This is a genomic window from Niallia circulans, from assembly GCF_003726095.1.
In the GTDB taxonomy this organism is placed as follows: domain Bacteria; phylum Bacillota; class Bacilli; order Bacillales; family Cytobacillaceae; genus Niallia; species Niallia circulans_A.
In genome coordinates this window covers 3402063-3421818 of sequence record NZ_CP026031.1, presented here as the reverse complement: position 1 = coordinate 3421818, position 19756 = coordinate 3402063, and the positions used below count along the sequence as shown (strand labels likewise).

General features: G+C 36.3%; 19 protein-coding genes. 16 read left to right on the top strand and 3 right to left on the bottom strand.

Annotated elements, in window-relative coordinates; translation table 11 throughout:
- Positions 1–40: 40 nt before the first annotated feature.
- Positions 41–958: an HD-GYP domain-containing protein gene (locus C2I06_RS16385; RefSeq protein WP_095332558.1), complete on the bottom strand. Its 918-nt coding sequence runs from the start codon at positions 956–958 to the stop codon at positions 41–43.
- A gap of 150 nt (positions 959–1108) precedes the next feature.
- On the opposite strand from C2I06_RS16385, the gene C2I06_RS16380 reads away from it, so the two are divergent.
- From C2I06_RS16380 to C2I06_RS16365, 4 genes are all read left to right on the top strand, one after another.
- A complete protein-coding gene (locus C2I06_RS16380) occupies positions 1109–1672 on the top strand; it encodes a CBO0543 family protein (RefSeq protein WP_095332560.1) in 564 nt (187 codons plus the stop codon).
- A 59-nt stretch (positions 1673–1731) separates the two neighbouring features.
- A complete protein-coding gene (locus tag C2I06_RS16375; protein ID WP_095332562.1) occupies positions 1732–2202 on the top strand; it encodes a CBO0543 family protein in 471 nt (156 codons plus the stop codon).
- 54 nt (positions 2203–2256) lie between these two features.
- Entirely contained in the window at positions 2257–2577 is a 321-nt protein-coding gene (locus C2I06_RS16370; protein WP_123258464.1) for a YnfA family protein, read from the top strand.
- Positions 2578–2752: 175 nt separating this feature from the next.
- Complete coding sequence (locus C2I06_RS16365) at positions 2753–3850, top strand: GGDEF domain-containing protein (protein ID WP_249877588.1); 1098 nt, start codon at positions 2753–2755, stop codon at positions 3848–3850.
- A gap of 91 nt (positions 3851–3941) precedes the next feature.
- Here C2I06_RS16365 and C2I06_RS16360 read toward each other — a convergent pair whose 3' ends face one another.
- A complete protein-coding gene (locus tag C2I06_RS16360; RefSeq protein ID WP_047942606.1) occupies positions 3942–4232 on the bottom strand; it encodes an AbrB/MazE/SpoVT family DNA-binding domain-containing protein in 291 nt (96 codons plus the stop codon).
- A gap of 188 nt (positions 4233–4420) precedes the next feature.
- On the opposite strand from C2I06_RS16360, the gene C2I06_RS16355 reads away from it, so the two are divergent.
- The 12 genes from C2I06_RS16355 (at position 4421) to C2I06_RS16300 (ending at position 18052) form a co-directional block, all read left to right on the top strand.
- Positions 4421–5263, top strand: coding sequence for an aldo/keto reductase (locus C2I06_RS16355; protein ID WP_123258463.1), 843 nt, complete (start codon positions 4421–4423; stop codon positions 5261–5263).
- Between the two features lie 77 nt (positions 5264–5340).
- Positions 5341–6567 (top strand): nuclease-related domain-containing protein, encoded by a 1227-nt coding sequence (locus C2I06_RS16350; RefSeq protein WP_249928236.1) that lies wholly within the window; start codon positions 5341–5343, stop codon positions 6565–6567.
- 507 nt (positions 6568–7074) lie between these two features.
- On the top strand, positions 7075–8439 hold the full coding sequence (locus C2I06_RS16345) for a PTS sugar transporter subunit IIC (protein WP_095332572.1): 1365 nt from the start codon (positions 7075–7077) through the stop codon (positions 8437–8439).
- A 34-nt stretch (positions 8440–8473) separates the two neighbouring features.
- A complete protein-coding gene (locus C2I06_RS16340) occupies positions 8474–8767 on the top strand; it encodes a PTS sugar transporter subunit IIA (RefSeq protein WP_249877593.1) in 294 nt (97 codons plus the stop codon).
- Entirely contained in the window at positions 8767–9069 is a 303-nt protein-coding gene (locus tag C2I06_RS16335) for a PTS sugar transporter subunit IIB (protein WP_095332574.1), read from the top strand. Before C2I06_RS16340 ends, C2I06_RS16335 begins: the two co-directional genes overlap by 1 nt.
- 70 nt (positions 9070–9139) lie before the next feature.
- Complete coding sequence (locus C2I06_RS16330) at positions 9140–10606, top strand: sulfatase family protein (protein WP_235850328.1); 1467 nt, start codon at positions 9140–9142, stop codon at positions 10604–10606.
- Positions 10607–10637: 31 nt separating this feature from the next.
- Positions 10638–12518, top strand: coding sequence for a BglG family transcription antiterminator (locus C2I06_RS16325; RefSeq protein WP_164463727.1), 1881 nt, complete (start codon positions 10638–10640; stop codon positions 12516–12518).
- Positions 12519–13010: 492 nt separating this feature from the next.
- On the top strand, positions 13011–13505 hold the full coding sequence (locus tag C2I06_RS16320) for a PTS sugar transporter subunit IIA (RefSeq protein WP_095332578.1): 495 nt from the start codon (positions 13011–13013) through the stop codon (positions 13503–13505).
- A 33-nt stretch (positions 13506–13538) separates the two neighbouring features.
- Complete coding sequence (locus tag C2I06_RS16315) at positions 13539–14375, top strand: PRD domain-containing protein (RefSeq protein WP_095332580.1); 837 nt, start codon at positions 13539–13541, stop codon at positions 14373–14375.
- A gap of 153 nt (positions 14376–14528) precedes the next feature.
- Positions 14529–16370 (top strand): PTS transporter subunit EIIC, encoded by a 1842-nt coding sequence (locus tag C2I06_RS16310; RefSeq protein WP_123258461.1) that lies wholly within the window; start codon positions 14529–14531, stop codon positions 16368–16370.
- A gap of 15 nt (positions 16371–16385) precedes the next feature.
- Positions 16386–17720 carry a sulfatase family protein gene (locus tag C2I06_RS16305; protein ID WP_123258460.1) on the top strand — a complete coding sequence of 445 codons (1335 nt, stop codon included), beginning with the start codon at positions 16386–16388 and terminating at the stop codon, positions 17718–17720.
- Between the two features lie 143 nt (positions 17721–17863).
- On the top strand, positions 17864–18052 hold the full coding sequence (locus tag C2I06_RS16300; RefSeq protein WP_123258459.1) for a hypothetical protein: 189 nt from the start codon (positions 17864–17866) through the stop codon (positions 18050–18052).
- 487 nt (positions 18053–18539) lie between these two features.
- Here the strand turns inward: C2I06_RS16300 and C2I06_RS16295 are convergent, their stop codons facing one another.
- Positions 18540–19604 (bottom strand): zinc metalloprotease, encoded by a 1065-nt coding sequence (locus C2I06_RS16295; RefSeq protein ID WP_123258458.1) that lies wholly within the window; start codon positions 19602–19604, stop codon positions 18540–18542.
- Positions 19605–19756 lie beyond the last annotated feature (152 nt).

The following is a 19756-nucleotide window of genomic DNA, read 5'->3' as shown; positions in this document are numbered from 1 at the left end:
ACGGATTTGGTGAGATCTTATTAAGGAAATCACTAATTTATTAATCAGCTGTAAATGGTTTGTTTTCTTCTTCAAAAAGAGCGAGAAAGGCATCGACTACGTTTGGGTCAAACTGCTTTCCTTTATTCAGCCTAATTTCGTGGAGAATTTCCGCTAAAGGAAGTTCTTTTCGATAGACACGTCCAGAAGACATCGCGTCGAACGTGTCTGCTACTGCGACGATACGAGCAAGCAAGGGGATTTCTTCTTCTTTTAATTGTCGTGGATATCCTTTTCCGTCAAAACGCTCGTGGTGATATAAGACAATATCTAATATTCCGCTGTTTTTATATTGCTTCACATGTTTAATGATTTCATACCCTTTTGTTGTATGTGTTTTTATTAATTCGTATTCTTCTTCTGTTAACTTTCCAGGTTTTGTTAATAAAGATTCTGGGATGCCAATTTTTCCAATATCATGGAGTAATCCCCCGATATGAATAACCTCACATAAATGATGAGGGAGCTTCATTTTTTTGGCGATTTGCATGGCGTATTTTGCGACGTTTTTCGAATGGTGCATCGTATAGGAATCTCGGGAGTCTAGTGCGTTTGAAAGTACTTTTGTTAAAGCTAAATTATCTTCCATCACTCTTTGCACACGGGACATAAAGGCAACGGATATGAATGTGATAAGAAGGTAGGTTAATAAATAGGTAATAAAAGTAAGCATAGACGAAGTATGTGGATCCGGAATGAAAAAAAATCTACAAATAACGACTAGAAACGTCAACATTACAATTTTCCAAAGAGAGCTATTGTAGAAGCCGAGTCCCAGAAAAATAGAGCATAATATATATAAAATAAAGTAATTATCATGGTTTTGCAGAATATAGCGATTTAAAATGATACTAATGATAAAGAGAATAAAGAATAAATAACGAAAATAAGCAGGATTATTCCAAATTCGATGATGCATATCGGACCTCCAGTGCTAATCTTAATCGAACCAACCTCTATTAATGGAAGCATTCCCTATTCTTCTAATTTAATAAGCTTTGCAGGGGAGAAATATTTTCTAAAAAAAAGCTCATACTACAAAAATGAAAATAATTCCTGAGGTGATCAGATGAATGACCAACAACGTTCCTTTTTTGATCGATTAGTTTCCATTCAAGAAAAATATACAAAAGAGGCGCAAGAGTATTGGAGTTTGTATTCAAGCATAGATTCATGGCAATTTTGGGTGGTGCTGCTTATGTTAGTTGTTCCCCTGATCGTCTTATATTTTACCATTGACCGCAAGCGGATTTTCATCATTGGTTTCTTTGGATTCGCCGTGCATATGTTATTTTTCTATGCAGATGCAATTGGTATTCGCTTTGGGTTATGGGCCTATCCATACCAGATGCTGCCTTTCTTACCAAGCTTTTCGTTAGATGGGTCGATTATTCCAGTCGCGGTTATGCTAGTATTTCAATGGACATTAAAACACGGAAAGAACTTCTATCTATATGCTGTCATTTTAGCAGCCATTTTTGGTTTTGGCTTTAAACCATTGTTAACAAGCATTGGATTATTTGAACCATATAAATGGGTTAACTTTTTTCATATCTTCTTGATTTATTTGCTCCTATATATTGGTGGATATTTAGTAACAAAACTATTTATGAAATGGCAAGAAGATGAGTAATTTATCTGATTTCGGCAAGGATAAGAAAGAACATTTTAGTATAGATTGGAGTCTATTCCATGCTCGTTCTTATCCTTATTGTGCTTTTATTTAATACGCTAGCCTATAGCATACCAAAACGTTTAACTCCTATTGAAATGTTGACAACAACACTATTTGCAATGTTAATTCAGTTATTAACAGATATCTATCTTAGTTTGAAATATAATATTTATGGTTACTTCGAAAAAGGACCGGATTGGGAAAGCTTTATCTATATTCTGGGAATTTACCCTGCGGTCAATATTATTTTTCTCAATTGCTTTCCGTATAAAAAGAGGCTCAGGAATAAGATAGTTTATGTTTTTGTCTTGGTCGTCCTTGCCATGATCTTTGAAACGATATTTATTTGGAGCGGTACCTTCTATTTAAATGGTTGGAAGCAATCATATTCTATATTTACTTATCCAGTTCTTTATGTCACGCTCCTTCTCTTTCATCAATTTACGGTGAAATTATTGAAAAGAAGCAGGAGAGAAAGCGACCATTAAACTGCCTCCAATTTGGTATAATAAAGGAAATACTAAAATCTTAGGTGGTTTGACATGACAATTCTTCTATTTATCATCGCCGGTATAGCCGAAATTGGTGGAGGCTATCTTATTTGGCAATGGCTTCGCGAAGGAAAACCCTATTATTGGGGGATTTTTGGCGGGATATCGCTCGTTTTATATGGTGTTATTGCAACCTTCCAATCTTTTATGTCCTTTGGTAGAGTATATGCTGCATATGGAGGAATTTTTATTATTCTCTCCGTATTATGGGGGTGGGGCATAGATAGAAAAACACCAGATATATATGACTGGATAGGGGCAGGAATTTGTTTAATAGGTGTAATGATAATGGTTTTTGCACCGCGTCATTAATTGCTCGTTTTGGGATACTTCCTTTCAAATGTGTAAAGTGATTCCTCTATAAATCCTCTTGAATAAATATCCCCTAGGAATAAGCATCTTTTACAGGGACAAAAGTAGGAATAGTTTCCATGTAACTAGAGTGGATAATCATTCGCAATTCAACAAGAGATAACATGAAAATAGGGTGATTGACATTAAAATAACGTTCCATGCCTTTTTAAATAATATGACATTAATAATTGCTTTTATGTTTTTGGCACTTCAGTTAAAAGAATATCTTGTCTTGCGATATAAAAATATTCTCAAGTATATGTGGGTTACTCCAATCGTTGTTAGTCTATTAAGTATTGCAGCCATGTGGGAACCACTAATTTATGGGGAGGTGCGATTGGATTTACGAGGTGTTCCGATTTTTTATATTTCTTATTTATTGGGATGGAAATGTGGATTAATCTCGACCATCCTACCGGCTTTATATCGTTATCAGCTTGGTGGAACCGTTGTAATGGAAGGAATATTTCAGGCAATCATCCTGCCCTTTATAATAGGCGCTTTTTTTCAAAATAAGAAGTCCCATAATCCACCATATTCCATTGTAAATATGAAGCATATGCTAAGCGCATTTTTCTGCTACCAGATCTTAAGGTTATTCCTTATTCTGCAGACAACTCATGTTTCGTTTATGACAGTAATTGTCCTGATAGTATTCGAGTTCATTGCCGTTCTCAGCATTTTTTTTATGCAAAATGGGGTAAGTAGAAAACAATTATTACGAAAAGAACTAGAATATTATTCAAGACATGATAGTATGACCGATTTATACAATCTTCGTTTTTTTCGGACCAATGTTGAAAAATTAATGCAGCATAATGTTCCCATTGTCATTGCCATGATGGATGTGGATTATTTTAAAAAATATAACGATACCCATGGGCATCCAGCTGGTGATGCTGTACTACGTACGATTGCACAGTTATTAAATGATACGATGAGACAAGAAGACGTGTTTGCTCGATATGGCGGCGAAGAATTTATAATGTGCTTTACCAAAATAACGAATATGCAAACAGCTGCAACTATTGCCGAGCGATTTCGGAAAAATGTGGAAGAGTATCGATTCTTTGGGGAAGAGACACAGCCTAATGGAAAAGTAACCGTTTCTGTTGGAATAGGTGGTCTTTCTGCGGGGAAATCACTAGACGAATTAATAAAAGAGAGTGACCAAATGCTATATAAGGCGAAGAAATTAGGAAGAAATGTAGTAGTCTGCAGTTCCTCCTAGGCGAGAGTCTGCCCTTCTTAATGAATCGATTTCCATAGAAAAAGACAATTCCGCTGTGATTGAAAAAGGTGGAATTGTCCTATTATAAAGTTTACTTCTGTGATTCACTTGCAAAGACAGTTTCCAACTCTTTCATTAATAATGCTGCGCCTTCTTTACTTAACACAAGCTTTCCATTCCCAACCGTGATATTATCGGGGGAGACTTCTCCTGTAATGGCACATTCTTCAAAAGCTTTATATTTTTGGAAGACAATTTTTTCCCCTTCGACAAAAATTTCTAAAGGATCTTTAATTTCAATTCCTAATGTTCTTCGCAATTCTCTTGGAATAACAATACGACCCAATTCATCCACTTTACGAACAATTCCTGTGCTTTTCATACTTTTCCCTCCCTATACAATTTTTAATATATATCCTATATTTTAACATACAGTCTCGGAAAATGAAGAAATATTTTGAAGTAAAGATAACTTGCTGAAAGCATATCACTAGAATTAGCTACTAGGTTTCCACTATACTTTTTTTGAAGAGGAAATCTTTTCTAATTCATAGAAGGAGGATATTAATCATGCATACAACTATTCCACAAATCACGCTTAATGACGGTCTTGTTATTCCAGCAATTGGTCTTGGTACTTATAATTTACGAGGAGCAACTGGGGTTCAGGCCATGACATCAGCAATTGACATAGGCTATCGGTTACTAGATTCTGCATTCAATTACGAAAATGAAGGCGCAGTTGGAGAAGCAGTTCGCCGTAGCACCGTAAGCAGACAACAGTTATTTATTACCTCCAAACTTCCAGGACGCCATCATCAATACGACAAAGCCATCTATACCATCCAAGAATCACTATACCGCACCAAATTAGATTATTACGATTTATTCCTAATTCACTGGCCAAACCCAAAAACAGACTTATATGTAGAGGCATGGCAAGCCTTAATTGATGCCCAAAAATGGGGACTCATCCGCTCCATCGGCGTATGTAACTTCCTGCCAGAGCATCTCGACCGCTTGAAAAAAGAAACCGGCGTACTGCCAAGCATTAATCAAGTAGAGCTCCACCCATTTTTCTCTCAAAAAGAACAACTGGCCTACGATAAAGCAAACGGTATTGTAACCGAATCATGGAGCCCGCTCGGCCGCGCCAATAACGTGTTAGAAAACGAAACAATTAAACAAATAGCAGAAGCCCATGGAAAAACAATATCCCAAGTCATCCTTAGATGGCACACCCAACTAGGAGCATTACCAATCCCAAAATCAAGCTCCCCTCAACGCCAACAAGAAAACTTAGAGATATTCGATTTTAAACTGAACGAAGACGAAATGGATAAAATTTCCATCCTAACCCGTGCTGACGGGCGAATTGCCGATCAAGATCCAGCTGTTTATGAAGAGTTTTAAGATAGTTTGACTAATTGAGCGGGGTGGTTGGAGAAGTTTGATGTGAATGGATTGAAATATGGGGAGAATTGGCTTGATTGGGGTGGGTTTTGCTGAAGCAGGCGAGGAAATCAGCGGATATCAGTCGAAGTTGGGGTGGAATCAGCCAAAGTGCGGGGGATATCAGCCAAAGTAGAGTAGGAATCAGCCAAAGTGAGGTTGGAATCAGCCAAACTGGGAAAATATCAGCCAAAGTGAGGGTGGAATCAGCCAAACTAGGAAAATATCAGCCAACCCCAATCCCTCTCCCCACCAAAAAAAGGATTTTCAAGCAAACAAATAGAATAAATGAAATAGAGAAAGGAAGTGGTAAATTGTTTATAAACGAAATTGGTAAGAGCAATAGATTAAAAACTACGGAAATTCTAATCAAAAGATTAAAAGAAACGTATAAGCTTAGACCGAATGTAATGGAAGATTTAAGGAAATTGTTAGCAGGCTATCGGGGTGAGAAAGATATGAAGTATTACTTTCAATTTTTGCCAGACAAAGATTGCCTCATCATTCATAATCTTCGCCTCTACGATGGAAAAACATATTTCCAGATGGACTATCTCATCCTCACGCAAAAATTTGCTCTTATTGTCGAATGCAAAAACTATTATGGAGAAGTAGAGATTGACTCCAACTTTAATCAGATGATTCGCAAAGTAGATGAAAAGGTAGAAGGCTATTCGAATCCAATTTCCCAAGCAAAAAGGCACCAACGTCAATTGCAAAAGTACTTTCAACTGCATAATCTCCCGCCAATCCCCATCGAATTCATCATAATATTCAGCAGTTCATCTACTATATTAAAAGGAAGTCCAGCTATCAGAGATAAAGTCATTCACAGTCATAGTTTTTTAGAAAAATGGGACAATCTCTCTCAAAAATATAAAGTGACTGTGGTAGAAGGGAAGCTCCTCCGCAAAGTATCCAAAAATCTCTTGAAAAATAACACTCCTGAAAGTATCGATCTACTAAGAAAATATGGAATCCCACAAAGTGACCTCATCACAGGTGTACAATGCCCAGCATGCGAAAAATTTGCGATGATACGTCAAAAACGCAAATGGTTCTGTCCTCACTGCCACACATATGACAAAAATGCCCATCACCAAACAGTGAACGATTATTTTTTATTAATAAAAGCCACTATTACAAATAAAGAATTCCGGCAATTTGCCAACATATCCTCACGTGAAACAGCTGCTAAAATGCTAGTAAGAATGAATTTGCGAAGTATAGGAGAAAATAGAGGAAGAAAGTATCAAAACCCATAAGCAATCAGGATAAATATTCGAATGGATGATGAGTAGAGAATGAAAATGTACTCATTATCCATTAATTATTGGGCAAGGTGAGGGAGGAATCAGCCAAACTGAGAAAATATCAGGCAAAGTGGAGGAGGAATCAGCCAACCTGGGAAAATATCAGCCAAAGTGGAGGAGGAATCAGCCAAAACTAGGAAAATATCAGCCAAAGTAAGGGAGAAATCAGCCAACCTGGGAAAATATCAGCCAAAGTAAGGGAGAAATCAGCCAACCTAGGAAAATATCAGCCAAAGTGGGAGAGGAATCAGCCAACCTGGGAAAATATCAGCCAAACATTGACACAGCATGGGAGTTCGCTAACTCATATTTTCATATATAAAGTAAAAAAGGCATGTAAAAAGCATGTCTTTTTCTTTTTCCAGTTTATCTGGTAAATATCTAAATGGAACTAATATGGTGCTTATCTATAATGAAGATAGAAGTTAAAACAAAATAAAAGATAAAGGGGGAATAAAAATGTTTGATAAAATGATGGGAAATATAGAGAAGGTTATGGGGCCAGTAGCAGATTGGGCATCGAGCAATCGTTATTTAAAGGCTATTATGACAGGTATTTTGGCTACGCTTACACTGACTATTGTTGGAGCCTTAGGAGTTATTATTGGGAAGCCGCCGATTCCTGAAGTAGTTTTTGATTCAGAGAGTATATTTGCTAAGATGCTTGTAGGTTGGGCGAATTGGGGGGACAATCATTTATGGATAAGAGGAATAAATGATATTTCTACTGGAATAATTGGCATCGCTTTCACAATGGGGTTGACATATAATTTAGCCAAACATTATAAGCTGAATGAGCTGGGTGCCCTAATTACTAGTCTGATGATTTATTTTTTCATTGTAGGAGAGCCAACTTCTATACTGATTAATGATGTTGCCACCTTACAAGTTAATATGAGTGCATTTGGCGCTACGGGTATATTTTCAGGGATTATTATTTCGATAATTGTTGTAGAAATCATTCGGTTATTTCATGTGAAAGATATAGGCATTAAATTTCCTGATTCTGTACCGATTTATGTGAAAACTTCATTTAATGCAATTTTACCAGGTATTGTCACGGTATTGGTTTTCATCCTTATTAACGGTATATTAACTGCTTTATTTGGAGTGAAGCTTCCTGAATTAATTACTACTATCTTTAGTCCGCTTGTAAATAATTTTGATAATGTATTTTTAGTTGGTTTGTTCATGCTCATAATAAACTTATTTTGGTTTATGGGAATACATGGCGGAAGTATCATTATGCCCATTATATTACCGATAGAACTTCAAAATATCGTTGAGAATCTTAATAACTATTCAGCTGGGCTTCCTTATGACAAGGTATTTACTACACCGGTACACTTTGGATTTATTTTGATTGGAGGAGCAGGAATCTTTGCTCTAGCTTTCCTTAATTTTTTTAGTAAATCTAAAGGGTTGAAGCAAATAGGAAGAATTGGCTTTATTCCTTCTGTGTTTAATATTAGTGAACCAACGATGTTCGGAACACCAATACCTTTTAATACGAAATTGTTCATACCGTTTGTTACTGTGCCGGTTATTAATACAATAATTACTTATGCAGCATTTGATTGGTTCCATTTTATTAATTATCCTATCTTAAATGTACCAGCCCAAACACCAGTTATCTTAATTGCGATGGCAGCTTCTGCATCTGTGAAAGCAGGATTGGTTGCCTTGATAATCATTCTTGTGGACATTGCTATATATTATCCATTTCATAAGAGTTTTGAGAAAGACATGATGAAAGAAGAACAAGAGGAAGAACAAATGACAGCAAGAAGTAATGATCAAGAAAGTGGCATAAGCGTCCAATAAGGAAGGAATGAAAGCGAAGATGGAAGAGACAAAAATGAATTTAGAACAACTGTGTATGGAAATTATCCTATATAGTGGAAATGCAAGAGCATACATTTTAGAATCAATGGATTATATAAAGCCTAAAAAGAAAGATAAAATAAACGAACTTATGTTGTTAGCGAAAGAAGAATTAAATCAAGCTCACAAGAAACAAACTACGTTATTAGCAGCTGAAGCTGGGGGGGATGGAGTTCAAATAAGTGTATTGTTAATCCATGCTCAAGATCATTTAATGACAACCATTACGATGCGAGACTTAATAGAAAAACTTACGGAGGTATTATAATGAATATTTTATTAGTATGTGCAGGCGGAATTTCAACAAGTATCCTAGAAAAAAGTATTAGAGATTCGTTTGGTCCGGAAAAAGCGGATTGGACAGTAGAAGCCCATCCAGTTGATCAACTAGAGAACTTAATTGACCGATTTGATGTCGTTTTATTAGGACCACAAATTCGTCATAAATTAAGAACGGTAAAGAAAGTAGCAGATGCAAATGGGAAGCCATGCGAAGTCATTGACAGCCGAGATTATGCGATGGCAAAAGGAAGCAAGGTGCTTAAAAGAATAGAAGAACTAATACAGTAATGTAAATAGGTGGGAATAATTTAGTTCCCACTTATTTTTATAAAAAACAAAAGTTTGAAATAGGAGGTGGATGACAAGAAAGATAATCTTTCTTGTTGCGGGTATGAAAAGGCCAAATATTGTAATGATAGTAGCAGATCAATGGCGAGCAGATTCCATTAGTTATACAGGTAATACTACAACGGTAACGCCCAATATTGATAGTTTAGTAGAAGATGGTGTAGGTTTTTCGAATGCATATTGTCAACTGCCTGTTTGTGTCCCAAGTCGAAGTTCCTTTCTTTCAGGTTGGTATCCACATACAAAAGGTTTTAGAACGATGCACCATTTAATGGGAGAAGAGGATCCGAATATATTAAAGACATTAAAAAAAGAAGGATATCACGTATATTGGGGCGGACGTAATGATTTTTTACGTGCCGATGTTGATGTTGCAGAATATTGTTCTACAAGGGATAATCAGTATGCAGAATTTTTCCGCAAAATGAGAGAAGCTCAACCAAAAAAGAAGGAGTCCAAAGACTTCGATTATTCTCATTTTAAGGGAGTAAAAGAAAGCCCTGCTAAGTTAGATTGGGAACAAATTAATAATGCCATCGAATTTCTTCAGGAAGAACGATATGAAGAAAATCCTTTCTGTGTTTATCTGGCCTTAAGTCTTCCTCATCCACCTTATCAAGTAGATCAGAAATGGTATGAGCAAATTAAGAAAGAAGATATACCAAATCCAATTCGCCTTACAGAAGAAGAGTGGAAACTAAAACCTAGCATTTTAAGGGGGATAAGAGAAAACCAGAAGCTATATAATTGGTCAGACGAACAATTAAGAGAAATGAAACACGTCTATTATGCGATGGGAACAGAACTTGATCACTATATTGGGGAGCTGATTGCGACATTAAAGGATAAAAAACTATACGATGATACTTTGTTTATTTTCTTTAGTGATCACGGTGATTATACGGGAGATTATGAAATAGCAGAGAAAAACCAGAATACCTTTGAAGATATGTTAACAAATGTGCCCCTCGTTATTAAGCCTGCTAAAGGTATGGAAGTGAAGCAAAGGGTAACTGCAGCTTTGACAGAGTTAATCGACATTCAGGCAACTATCTTAGATATTGCTGGTATTACACCTGATTATACTCATTTTGGAAAGTCTCTTAAACCTGTATTAGAAGGAAAAGAGGAGCATAGAGAGGTAGTTTTTTCTGAAGGTGGAAGATTAGAAGGGGAATCACATTGTATGGATGCAGGTCATGATCCAAGTAATGAATATTGGGCTAGAACGATAGAACAAACAAAAATGCCGCAGCATACGAAGGCTATGATGATTCGGGATCAATCTTATAAATATATCTACCGTTTGTATGAACAAGACGAGTTTTATGTATTAACAGAAGATCCATATGAAACATGCAACAAGATTAATGATGAAAAATATGCCCCTGTTATTCAAAGATTTAAAGAAAAAATGCTGAAACACTTCTTTGAAACGGGAGATGTCGTGCCACAGCGATATGATAAGCGTACGTAATTTTTATTGGATTTAAAAAAGGATGATAAACATGAATTTAATAGAGAAAGATATGAAATTACTGGAAGAATTTCTTAGAGAAGAGCAATATATACCTATTAAAAATTTAATGTTTGCATTTGGCGTAAGCGAAAAAACAATCAGAAATTCAATAGGTAGCATAAACGTCTTTTTAGAGAAATTTAATAGTAAGATAGTGGCCAAAAGAGGAGAAGGATATTATCTTCGTACGAGCAATAGAGAAGAAATATTAAAAAGTATCACCAGGGTTAGTGATACGCCCTTCTTTTCTTCTTCTGATCTATTAGAAAATGTATTCAAAAGACTGATTGAAGAGGTTAAGTATGTAAAACTAGAAGAATTATGTGATGAATATTATGTAAGCAGAAGCAAAATGAGCAGCATAATTTCTAAGTTGAAAAAGGAAATTCAAACATATGGATTAGTGTTAAAGAGTAAGCCACATTACGGATTTAAAATAAGTGGCACGGAGTTAGGGAAAAGGTTAGCTATTGCTAACATGCTTAGACCAAAAATATATTTAGATGGAACGCCAAAGTTATTTTTTATTGAAGATTTCATTGTGAAGGAATGGAAAATTAGAGATATTAATTGTTCAGATATAGTGCTTCAGAATATTATTTATCATATAAAAATTATGATTAGACGTGTTTTAGCAGGGCATCCTATTGATATTCCCACAGAAAATATGACGGAAGGTTCGTTAGAGCATGAAGTTTCTCAATCGATTATAGAAAAGGTAGAGAATGTATTTACAATGAAAATGTCTGATGCTGAAATAGTCTATGTATATTCTCATATTAGTGGTCAAATTTTTCAAAATGATAGCCAGGCTGGAATGCATATATCGGATGCAAGAATAAATATGATTATTGATAGTTTTTTAGAAAAGATAGAATCGATGTATGATATTTCTCTATGGAAGGATCAGAAGCTTCGGTCTGGCCTTCTTATTCATTTGCGTCCTTTGATAGGAAGGATTATGAAAGACATTCATTTGAGGAATCCCATTCTTCATGATATAAAAAAACAATTTGCCTTTGCTTTCAATCTAGCAGTATTGTTAGCGGAAAAGGTGAATTCCATTTTTAAGTGTCAGTTAACTGATGATGACATAGCTTATTTGACAATGCATATTGGTTTGGCTCTAGAAAGAGACTTTAAAAAATTTGATGATAAGAACTTCAATCGAATAGCTATTATATGTACAACTGGGCAAGGTACGGCTCAATTACTTAAATTTAAGATAGAGCAAACATTTCCAAAAGCTCATATGATTAAAAACTTCTCTTTATATCATCAAGAAGATGTTATAGCCTTTAATCCTGATATTATATTCTCCACTGTTCCTGTTGACATAAATAACATACCAATAGAAGTGATTAGTCCTTTTTTCACAGAAGAGGAGAAACGAAAATTGCTAGAAGAAAAGTCTAAGGTGAAAACAGAATATATACTAGATAAGTATTTTTCTAAGGATTTGTTTCAGAGTAATTTGGACTGTAATGACCAAAAAGAGGCAATTACTAAAATGTGTGATTTAATAGGGAAAACAGGAATAACGCCTCCAAATTTTGAAGAACTTTGTTTAATAAGAGAAAGTTTGGCTAGTACAGCTTTTGGAAATCAAATTGCCCTTGTTCACCCCATAGAACTTTGCTCAGAAGTAACGAAAATTGGCATAGGGATTCTAAAGAAACCGATTGATTGGTCAGGCTTACCTGTTAAAATAATTTTTACTATTGCACAAGCTAAAAGCAGTGAGGTTAGAGATTTGTTACTATTCATACAAGAATTAGTGCATAATAAAGAGCTGATGATTCAACTATGTGAAGTAAATTCATTTGATGAATGGAAAGAAACTATCATTTCTTATTCTGAAAACTTGTGAGCTACTAATTTATATAATAGCCTTTTCCTCACAAGTTTATTTATTAATTTGCACACTTTCATCCGTTTTGGATAAAAGTGTGTTATGATGTGAATGGAAGAACAGAAAACTCATTCGTACTATTTAATGTAGATTGAGGGAGATAAAATGAACGTAAAGAAGTCCTAGGGCCTAATGCCAGAAATTGTTGCTACAGAGGGTGCCTGAGGAATTGACTTAATGAGGCGCATAAACAAATGGTGAAGGATTATATTTGTTAAAACTATAAAACGTATTATCCATACACAATCGAGAAAATTGGAAAGTTAATAAATAGATAGTAAGCGAATACAAAAAATGATTGACAACGCTTTTATTCTATTATAAGATAAAATCAATTAATATATCGAGGATTTGTTACTGTTCAATCAGGCAAGACCTAAGACAATTGGGAGGAATGTTTCTCTAGTTGTTTTAGGTCTTTTTTTGTCAAAATAAAGGAGTGTATGGAAATTGGTACTAGGTAAACTATTTGGAAACAATAAAGCAAAGCAAGAAAGATTAAAAGCACCAATCACAGGAAAGGTCATTCCAATAGAAGAAGTTCCGGATCCTGTTTTCGCTGAAAAAATGATGGGAGATGGGATCGCTTTTGTCCCAGCTGAAGGAAAAGTAGTTGCTCCGATCGAAGCAACAGTAAAACAAGTGTTTCCAACGAAACATGCTATAGGATTGGAAAGTAATAATGGTTTAGAAATTCTGATTCATATTGGGTTGGATACAGTTAATATGAAAGGAGAAGGGTTTATCGTTCATGTAAAAGAAGGCGATCAAGTATCTATTGGAGATATACTTGTTGAATTCGATTTAGAGAAAGTGGAAGAAAATGCGGCTAGCACTATAACCCCAATGGTTATATTGAATAGAGATAATGTGAAGAGTCTGGAAAAGAAATATAAGGAGCAAGGGAATGCTGGAATTGAGGAAGTTCTAATTGCCTCTTTATAATAAAACCCTTCATTTGAAAAAGGGGATGGGATAATGCTTAGGATTAATAAGATATTGAATAATAATGCAGTAGTTATTATAGAAGAGGGCACAGAAAAAATTGTGCTTGGTGCAGGTATTGCCTTTCAAAAAGGGAAGAATGATTTAATTCAAGAGAGTAAAATTGAAAAGATTTTTATCTTGAAAAATGAAACGAAACAATTTCAGGAATTGCTAGAGTCATTGCCAGAATCCTATATAACGATAGCAGAAGAAATTATTTCTTATGCGGAGGAATTTTTAGAAGTTGAGCTGAATAGTCATATTCATATTGCGCTAACAGATCATTTGGCATTTGCCATTGATCGGATGAAAAAAGGGATAGCCATTCGCAATAGATTATTAAGTGAAGTAAAGATTTTATATCCTAAGGAGTATGAAATTGGGGTATGGGCGATTAACCAAGTAGAGAAAAAACTTGGCATTCAACTTCCTATTGATGAGGCTGGATATATAGGCTTACATATCCATACGGGAACAATGAATTCGAATAATGTAGATGTCCCTTTAAAGCGAACGATGATCTTACAAGATTTATTGGATATTGTTGCAAGTCAGCTTAATATGGAAATTGATAAGGATTCCTTAACATACCATCGATTTTTAACGCATTTAGAATTTGTTATCAGTAGAATGGAAAAAAATGAGGCATTTCATGAGATGGATGACGAGATGCTCGATATTGTGAAGAGTAAATATAAGAGAGCATATGAATGCTCAGAAGTGCTAGCGGTGTTTTTAAATCAAGAATATCAATACGAAGTGCCAGAATCAGAAGTTGGGTTTTTAACCTTGCATATTCAAAGACTTTGGGACAAAAGCAATAAGTAGAATACAGGGGATTGTTACTGTTCAATCAGGCAAGACCTAAAAAGATAGAGAAATATTCTCTCTGTCTTTTTAGGTCTTGCCTTTTTCTATTGCTAGCAACAACAAGAGGAAAGATTGCACTAGTTTAACAGGTCTATTTACGGGAGGTTTCAAATGGATTTCCAACAGATATGCGCAAATATTATGAGACACCTTGGAGGCATTGAAAATATTAAGTATGCCGAGGCATGTGCAACTAAATTACGGTTAGGGCTAGTGAGGGAGGATCAGGTAAGGCTAGAGGAATTAAAGTCATTACAGGGAGTGTACGCAGCACTATTTCGGGAGGATGAACTGCATATACTTCTTGGAAAAGATAGCACTTATCAATTGTACCTTGAAATGAATAAACAACTAAAAAATCGAGAGTCGCAACAGAACAGGGACCAGTGTGAGAGGAGAGAAAAAAATATGTTTAACAAGCTTTTTGGTAAGTTTCAAATGTTTGGGAAAGCAATTATGCTTCCAATTGCTGTATTACCTGCCGCAGGACTTTTATTAGGAATTGGGGGTGCTTTTTCTAACCCTAATACAATTGCTCTTTATCCATTTTTAGATCATACGATTTTACAGGCGATTTTTACGATAATGAGTTCCGCGGGAAACATTATATTTGGAAATTTACCTTTAATTTTTGCTATTGGAATTGCGGTTGGCCTAGCAAAATCCGATAAAGGGGTTGCTGGACTTGCATCCGTTCTTTCCTACCTTGTAATGAATGCATCGCTAAATGCAATGTTACAAATTACCAATAAGTTAGCTACTGAAAACTTAGCTGGCGTTGGGCAGGGCATAACATTAGGAATTCAGACATTACAAACAGGTGTATTTGGCGGTATCATAGCTGGTTTAGTTACATACATGCTGCACAGCAGATTCAATAAAGTTCAACTGCCACAGTTTTTAGGATTTTTTAGTGGATCCCGTTTTATTCCTATCATTACTTCTGTTGTATCCATCTTCCTTGGAATAGCCATGTATATAGTATGGCCGCCAATTCAAGAAGGAATCGCTCAATTAGGTGGACTTGTAGATAAAACAGGATATTTTGGAACCTTCTTATTTGGGTTTGTTGTAAAGTTATTAGGGCCTTTGGGATTGCACCATATCTTTTATTTACCTTTTTGGCAAACCGGCCTTGGGGGGACCTTAGAGGTCGCGGGGAATGTTGTGCAAGGAGCGCAGAATATCTTCTTCGCTCAATTAGCAGATCCAAATGTTGAACAGTATTACATTGGAACAGCACGTTTTATGAGTGGGAAATACTTCCCAATGATGTTTGGATTAATTGGGGCAGCCTTAGCGATGTATCATACAGCGAAACCAGAGAATAAAAAGAAGATATTTGGTTTACTGGCAACAGGAGCATTGACTTCCTTTTTAACTGGTATTACAGAACCGTTGGAGTTTGCCTTTTTATTTGTAGCGCCAGTGTTATTTGTAGTACATGCAGCTTTTTGGGGACTATCTTATATGATAGCTCATATCTTCCATATTACAGTGGGAATGACCTTCTCTGCTGGATTAATTGACTTGACTTTATTTGGAATTCTACAAGGAAACGATAAAACAAATTGGATTCTGATTCCCCTAATAGGGATAGTCTTCTTTGTTGTTTATTATGTAGTATTTAGATTTCTAATTGTGAAATTTAATTATAAAACACCTGGAAGAGAGGACGAGGAGTTGGCAGAAGATGCAGCTGCCGCAACAGATGGAAGTAGCAGAGCTGCAACCATTATTTCTGGATTAGGTGGAAAAGATAATTTATCCGAAGTTGATAATTGTGCAACTAGATTGCGCGTAACCGTCAAAGATTCTTCGAAAGTATCAGAAGCTGTATTAAAAGGTACAGGTGCTAAGGGAGTAATGTTACGTGGAAATGGAGTTCAAGTAATTTATGGACCACATGTATCTATTATCAAAACAGAGATTGAAGAAATAGTAGGAGAATAAAAGGAGTGAATATAAATGAATAAACCTAATATTGTTTTTATGATTTCGCATGATACAGGTAGACATTTAGGCTGTTATGGAAAAGCTGTTGAATCTCCTGAAATTGATCGATTAGCTGCAGAAGGGGTGCGCTTTGATCAATTCTTTTGTCCAGCACCTCAATGTAGTCCGAGTCGTGGTAGTATCTTAACAGGTTTGTATCCACATAATAATGGATTAATTGGTCTAGCGCATTATGAGTTTGGAATAGAGGAAAGCATCGATACAATGCCTACTAAATTTTCCGAGGCTGGCTATGAATCAGCTTTAATTGGATTTAGCCATGAGACAGTAGGACACACAGAAAGAGGCACTTGGACTTCTTCTTATAAGCTAGGATATGACCGCTATGAGAAAATTGAAGGATCAAGAGCGCCGCAAGTGGCAGATAGTGCAGTGAAATACCTGCAAGAAAAAAAGGAGGATGGTAAACCCTTCTTTGCAAATATTGGATTTTGGGAAACACATCGTACTTTTGATGAGTATGAACCATTTGCAGATGAAATTTCAGCAGTAGAAGTACCAGAATATTTACCAGACACGGAAGCCATTCGTAAGGAAATTGCGTTAATGAATGGTTCTGTAAAAGTGCTAGATGCTGCAATAAAAAGAATTATGGACACATTAGAAGAAACAGGTTTAATAGACAATACAATTGTTATTTATACAACAGATCACGGAATAGCGTTCCCAAGGGCAAAAGGAACGTTGAAAGAAGCAGGATTAGAAACAGCTTTAATTTTCTATAATCCAAAACTGTTTGGGAAAAATGTTGTTTCGACGGAATTACTTTGCAATATTGATATTATGCCCACATTATTAGACTTAGCGGGCTTACCGATTCCCGATGATTTAGATGGGAAAAGCTTTGCTCCATTATTATTAAAACAATCTAATGAGAAAATTCGTGAGGACTTCTTTTGTGAATTAACCTGGCATGATAATTACCATCCAATGCGCGGAGTGCGGACAGAGAAATATAAGTATGTGAAAAATTTTGAGGATGGTCCCAAAATTTATATGCCGATGGATATCCACAGCAGCCCATCAGGAGCTGAGGTTCGCAAAGAATATTATGTACCAAATGAGGCAGAAGAGTTGTATGACCTAGAAAAAGATCCATTAGAATATAAAAATCTTATCCATGATCCTGCATACTCTGAAGTAGCAAGGCAATTGCGCGAAAAAGTGGCAAATTGGATGAACGAAACAAAAGATCCTTTATTAAAAGGAGCTGTACCCGGCATTGCCTCAGCAAGATGGTCTGAAGAAGCTAAGATAGGTAGAGCATATACAAAAAGGCAAAAATAAAATAAAAAGAAGCTCCAATTAGTCTAATTATAGACTTTTATTGGAGCTTTTTTTGGAGTGAAGGGAATATTCGATGAAATGGATGAGAGGATATAAGAAAATACACTTTATTAGCGAAAGTTTGGGCGAAGGTCAGCCGAGTTATGGATATATTAGGAGAAGCGGGAAGAGGATCAGCTAAAGTTAGGGTGGAATCAGCGGAAAGCGTGGGTGGAATCAACCAACCTGAAGAAATATCAGTCAAACTGAGGGAGGAATCAGCCAAACCGAGAAAATATCAGCCAAAGTGGGGGAGGAATCAGCCAAAACTAGGAAAATATCAGCCAAAGTAAGGGAGAAATCAGCCAACCTAGGAAAATATCAGCCAAAGTAAGGGAGAAATCAGCCAACCTGGGAAAATATCAGCCAAAGTAAGGGAGGAATCAACCAACCTAGGAAAATATCAGCCAAAGTAGAGGTAGAATCAGCCAACCTAGGAAAATATCAGCCAAAGTGGAGGAGGAATCAGCCAACCTAGGAAAATATCAGCCAAAGTAAGGGAGAAATCAGCCAAACCTAGGAAAATATCAGCCAAAGTGGAGGAGGAATCAGCCAAACTGAGAAAATATCAGCCAAAGTAGAGGTAGAATCAGCCAAAACTAGGAAAATATCAGCCAAAGTGGAGGAGGAATCAGCCAACCTAGGAAAATATCAGCCAAAGTGGAGGAGGAATCAGCCAACCTGGGAAAATATCAGTCAAACTGAGGGAGGAATCAGCCAAACTGAGAAAATATCAGCCAACCCCCAACCCAAACCAACTCAATCCCACCCCACCAAAACTCATCCTGCCAACAAAGTCTTCATCAATCGCTTCTCTAGCACAATATCGGTCATATTCGGATTATGCTTCTCCAACTGAGCTCCTTCTTCGCAAAGCGCAGTTGCTTTTTGGCGATCGCCATTTACGTGCAACTCATATGCGGCGGCAATTCGTTTATTGCTCATCTGTTTGATTGCTAAGAAGCGTTTTACTTCTTTATTCTTATAAATAGATTGGACTTCTTCTTTGTCACCTTCCAGCACAGTTAACAAAAACAAGCGCTCTTTGGCAACCTCCACTCGGAAAAGGGAGATTAACTCGTCTTTCCTTGCCCACAGTAAGTCATTAATTCTCTTTGCTTCTTCAAAATCGAGGCGGTCCATTGCGCGCACTTGTTGCATGCACAGTCCCCACTGGGAAAAATAATCCTTCCCATCATCGCCATCGGGCAGTGCAAATAGTTCTTCTGGCAGCTCCTGATAAGAAATGCCATTGGAAGTTTGCGCATTAATATAGAATTGACTAAATAGCTGCCATTGCTTTTTTTCGTTGCTCCACGCCATTTTTAATGTCATCCCATCGTTAAAACCATAAGGAATAATATTTGTGACTCCAATAAAGAGGCCAAGGAGTACGAATAGAGTGACAGGGATAGGAAAAGCATTCCCGTATACAATCAAAGCAATGCCGCCAACCACTAAACTACTGAGAAAATTTATGATAACTCCGCCGCATAAATACAACTTAAAGGGATACTTGCCTTTCACATATTCGGGAGGAGCCATTAAACACTGGCCTAATGTGCCTGGCACATGCAGCTTTTTCCACTTTAAACCGTCTTTAGTGGCAACGACCATCCAGGAAAAAACGCGAAAGGAGACAAGGGAATAGCCAGTTAATTTTCCGAAAATAAGATGTCCACCTTCATGTAAAATAATATGTATAATATAAAATGCAAGGAAACAAACGACTCCAAGAAGAATATTCGTGATAGTCCATTCTTGCGATAAAAGAGTGAGCATAAGTGCTCCGCCAAATACTCCTCCAATCAAAGCCATTCCTAGTGTTGAAAAAAATTTCTTCATGCCATAACTCCAATCTTAAGAAATCTTGTTAAGTTAATTGTAACAAAGCCCTATACATTCATCTATCAAAAAAAGCAATTTATCCCAAATCGTCAAAATAGTATGAAACACATAGACATAGTAAAATAATAGAGAAGGTCTACATAGAAAAG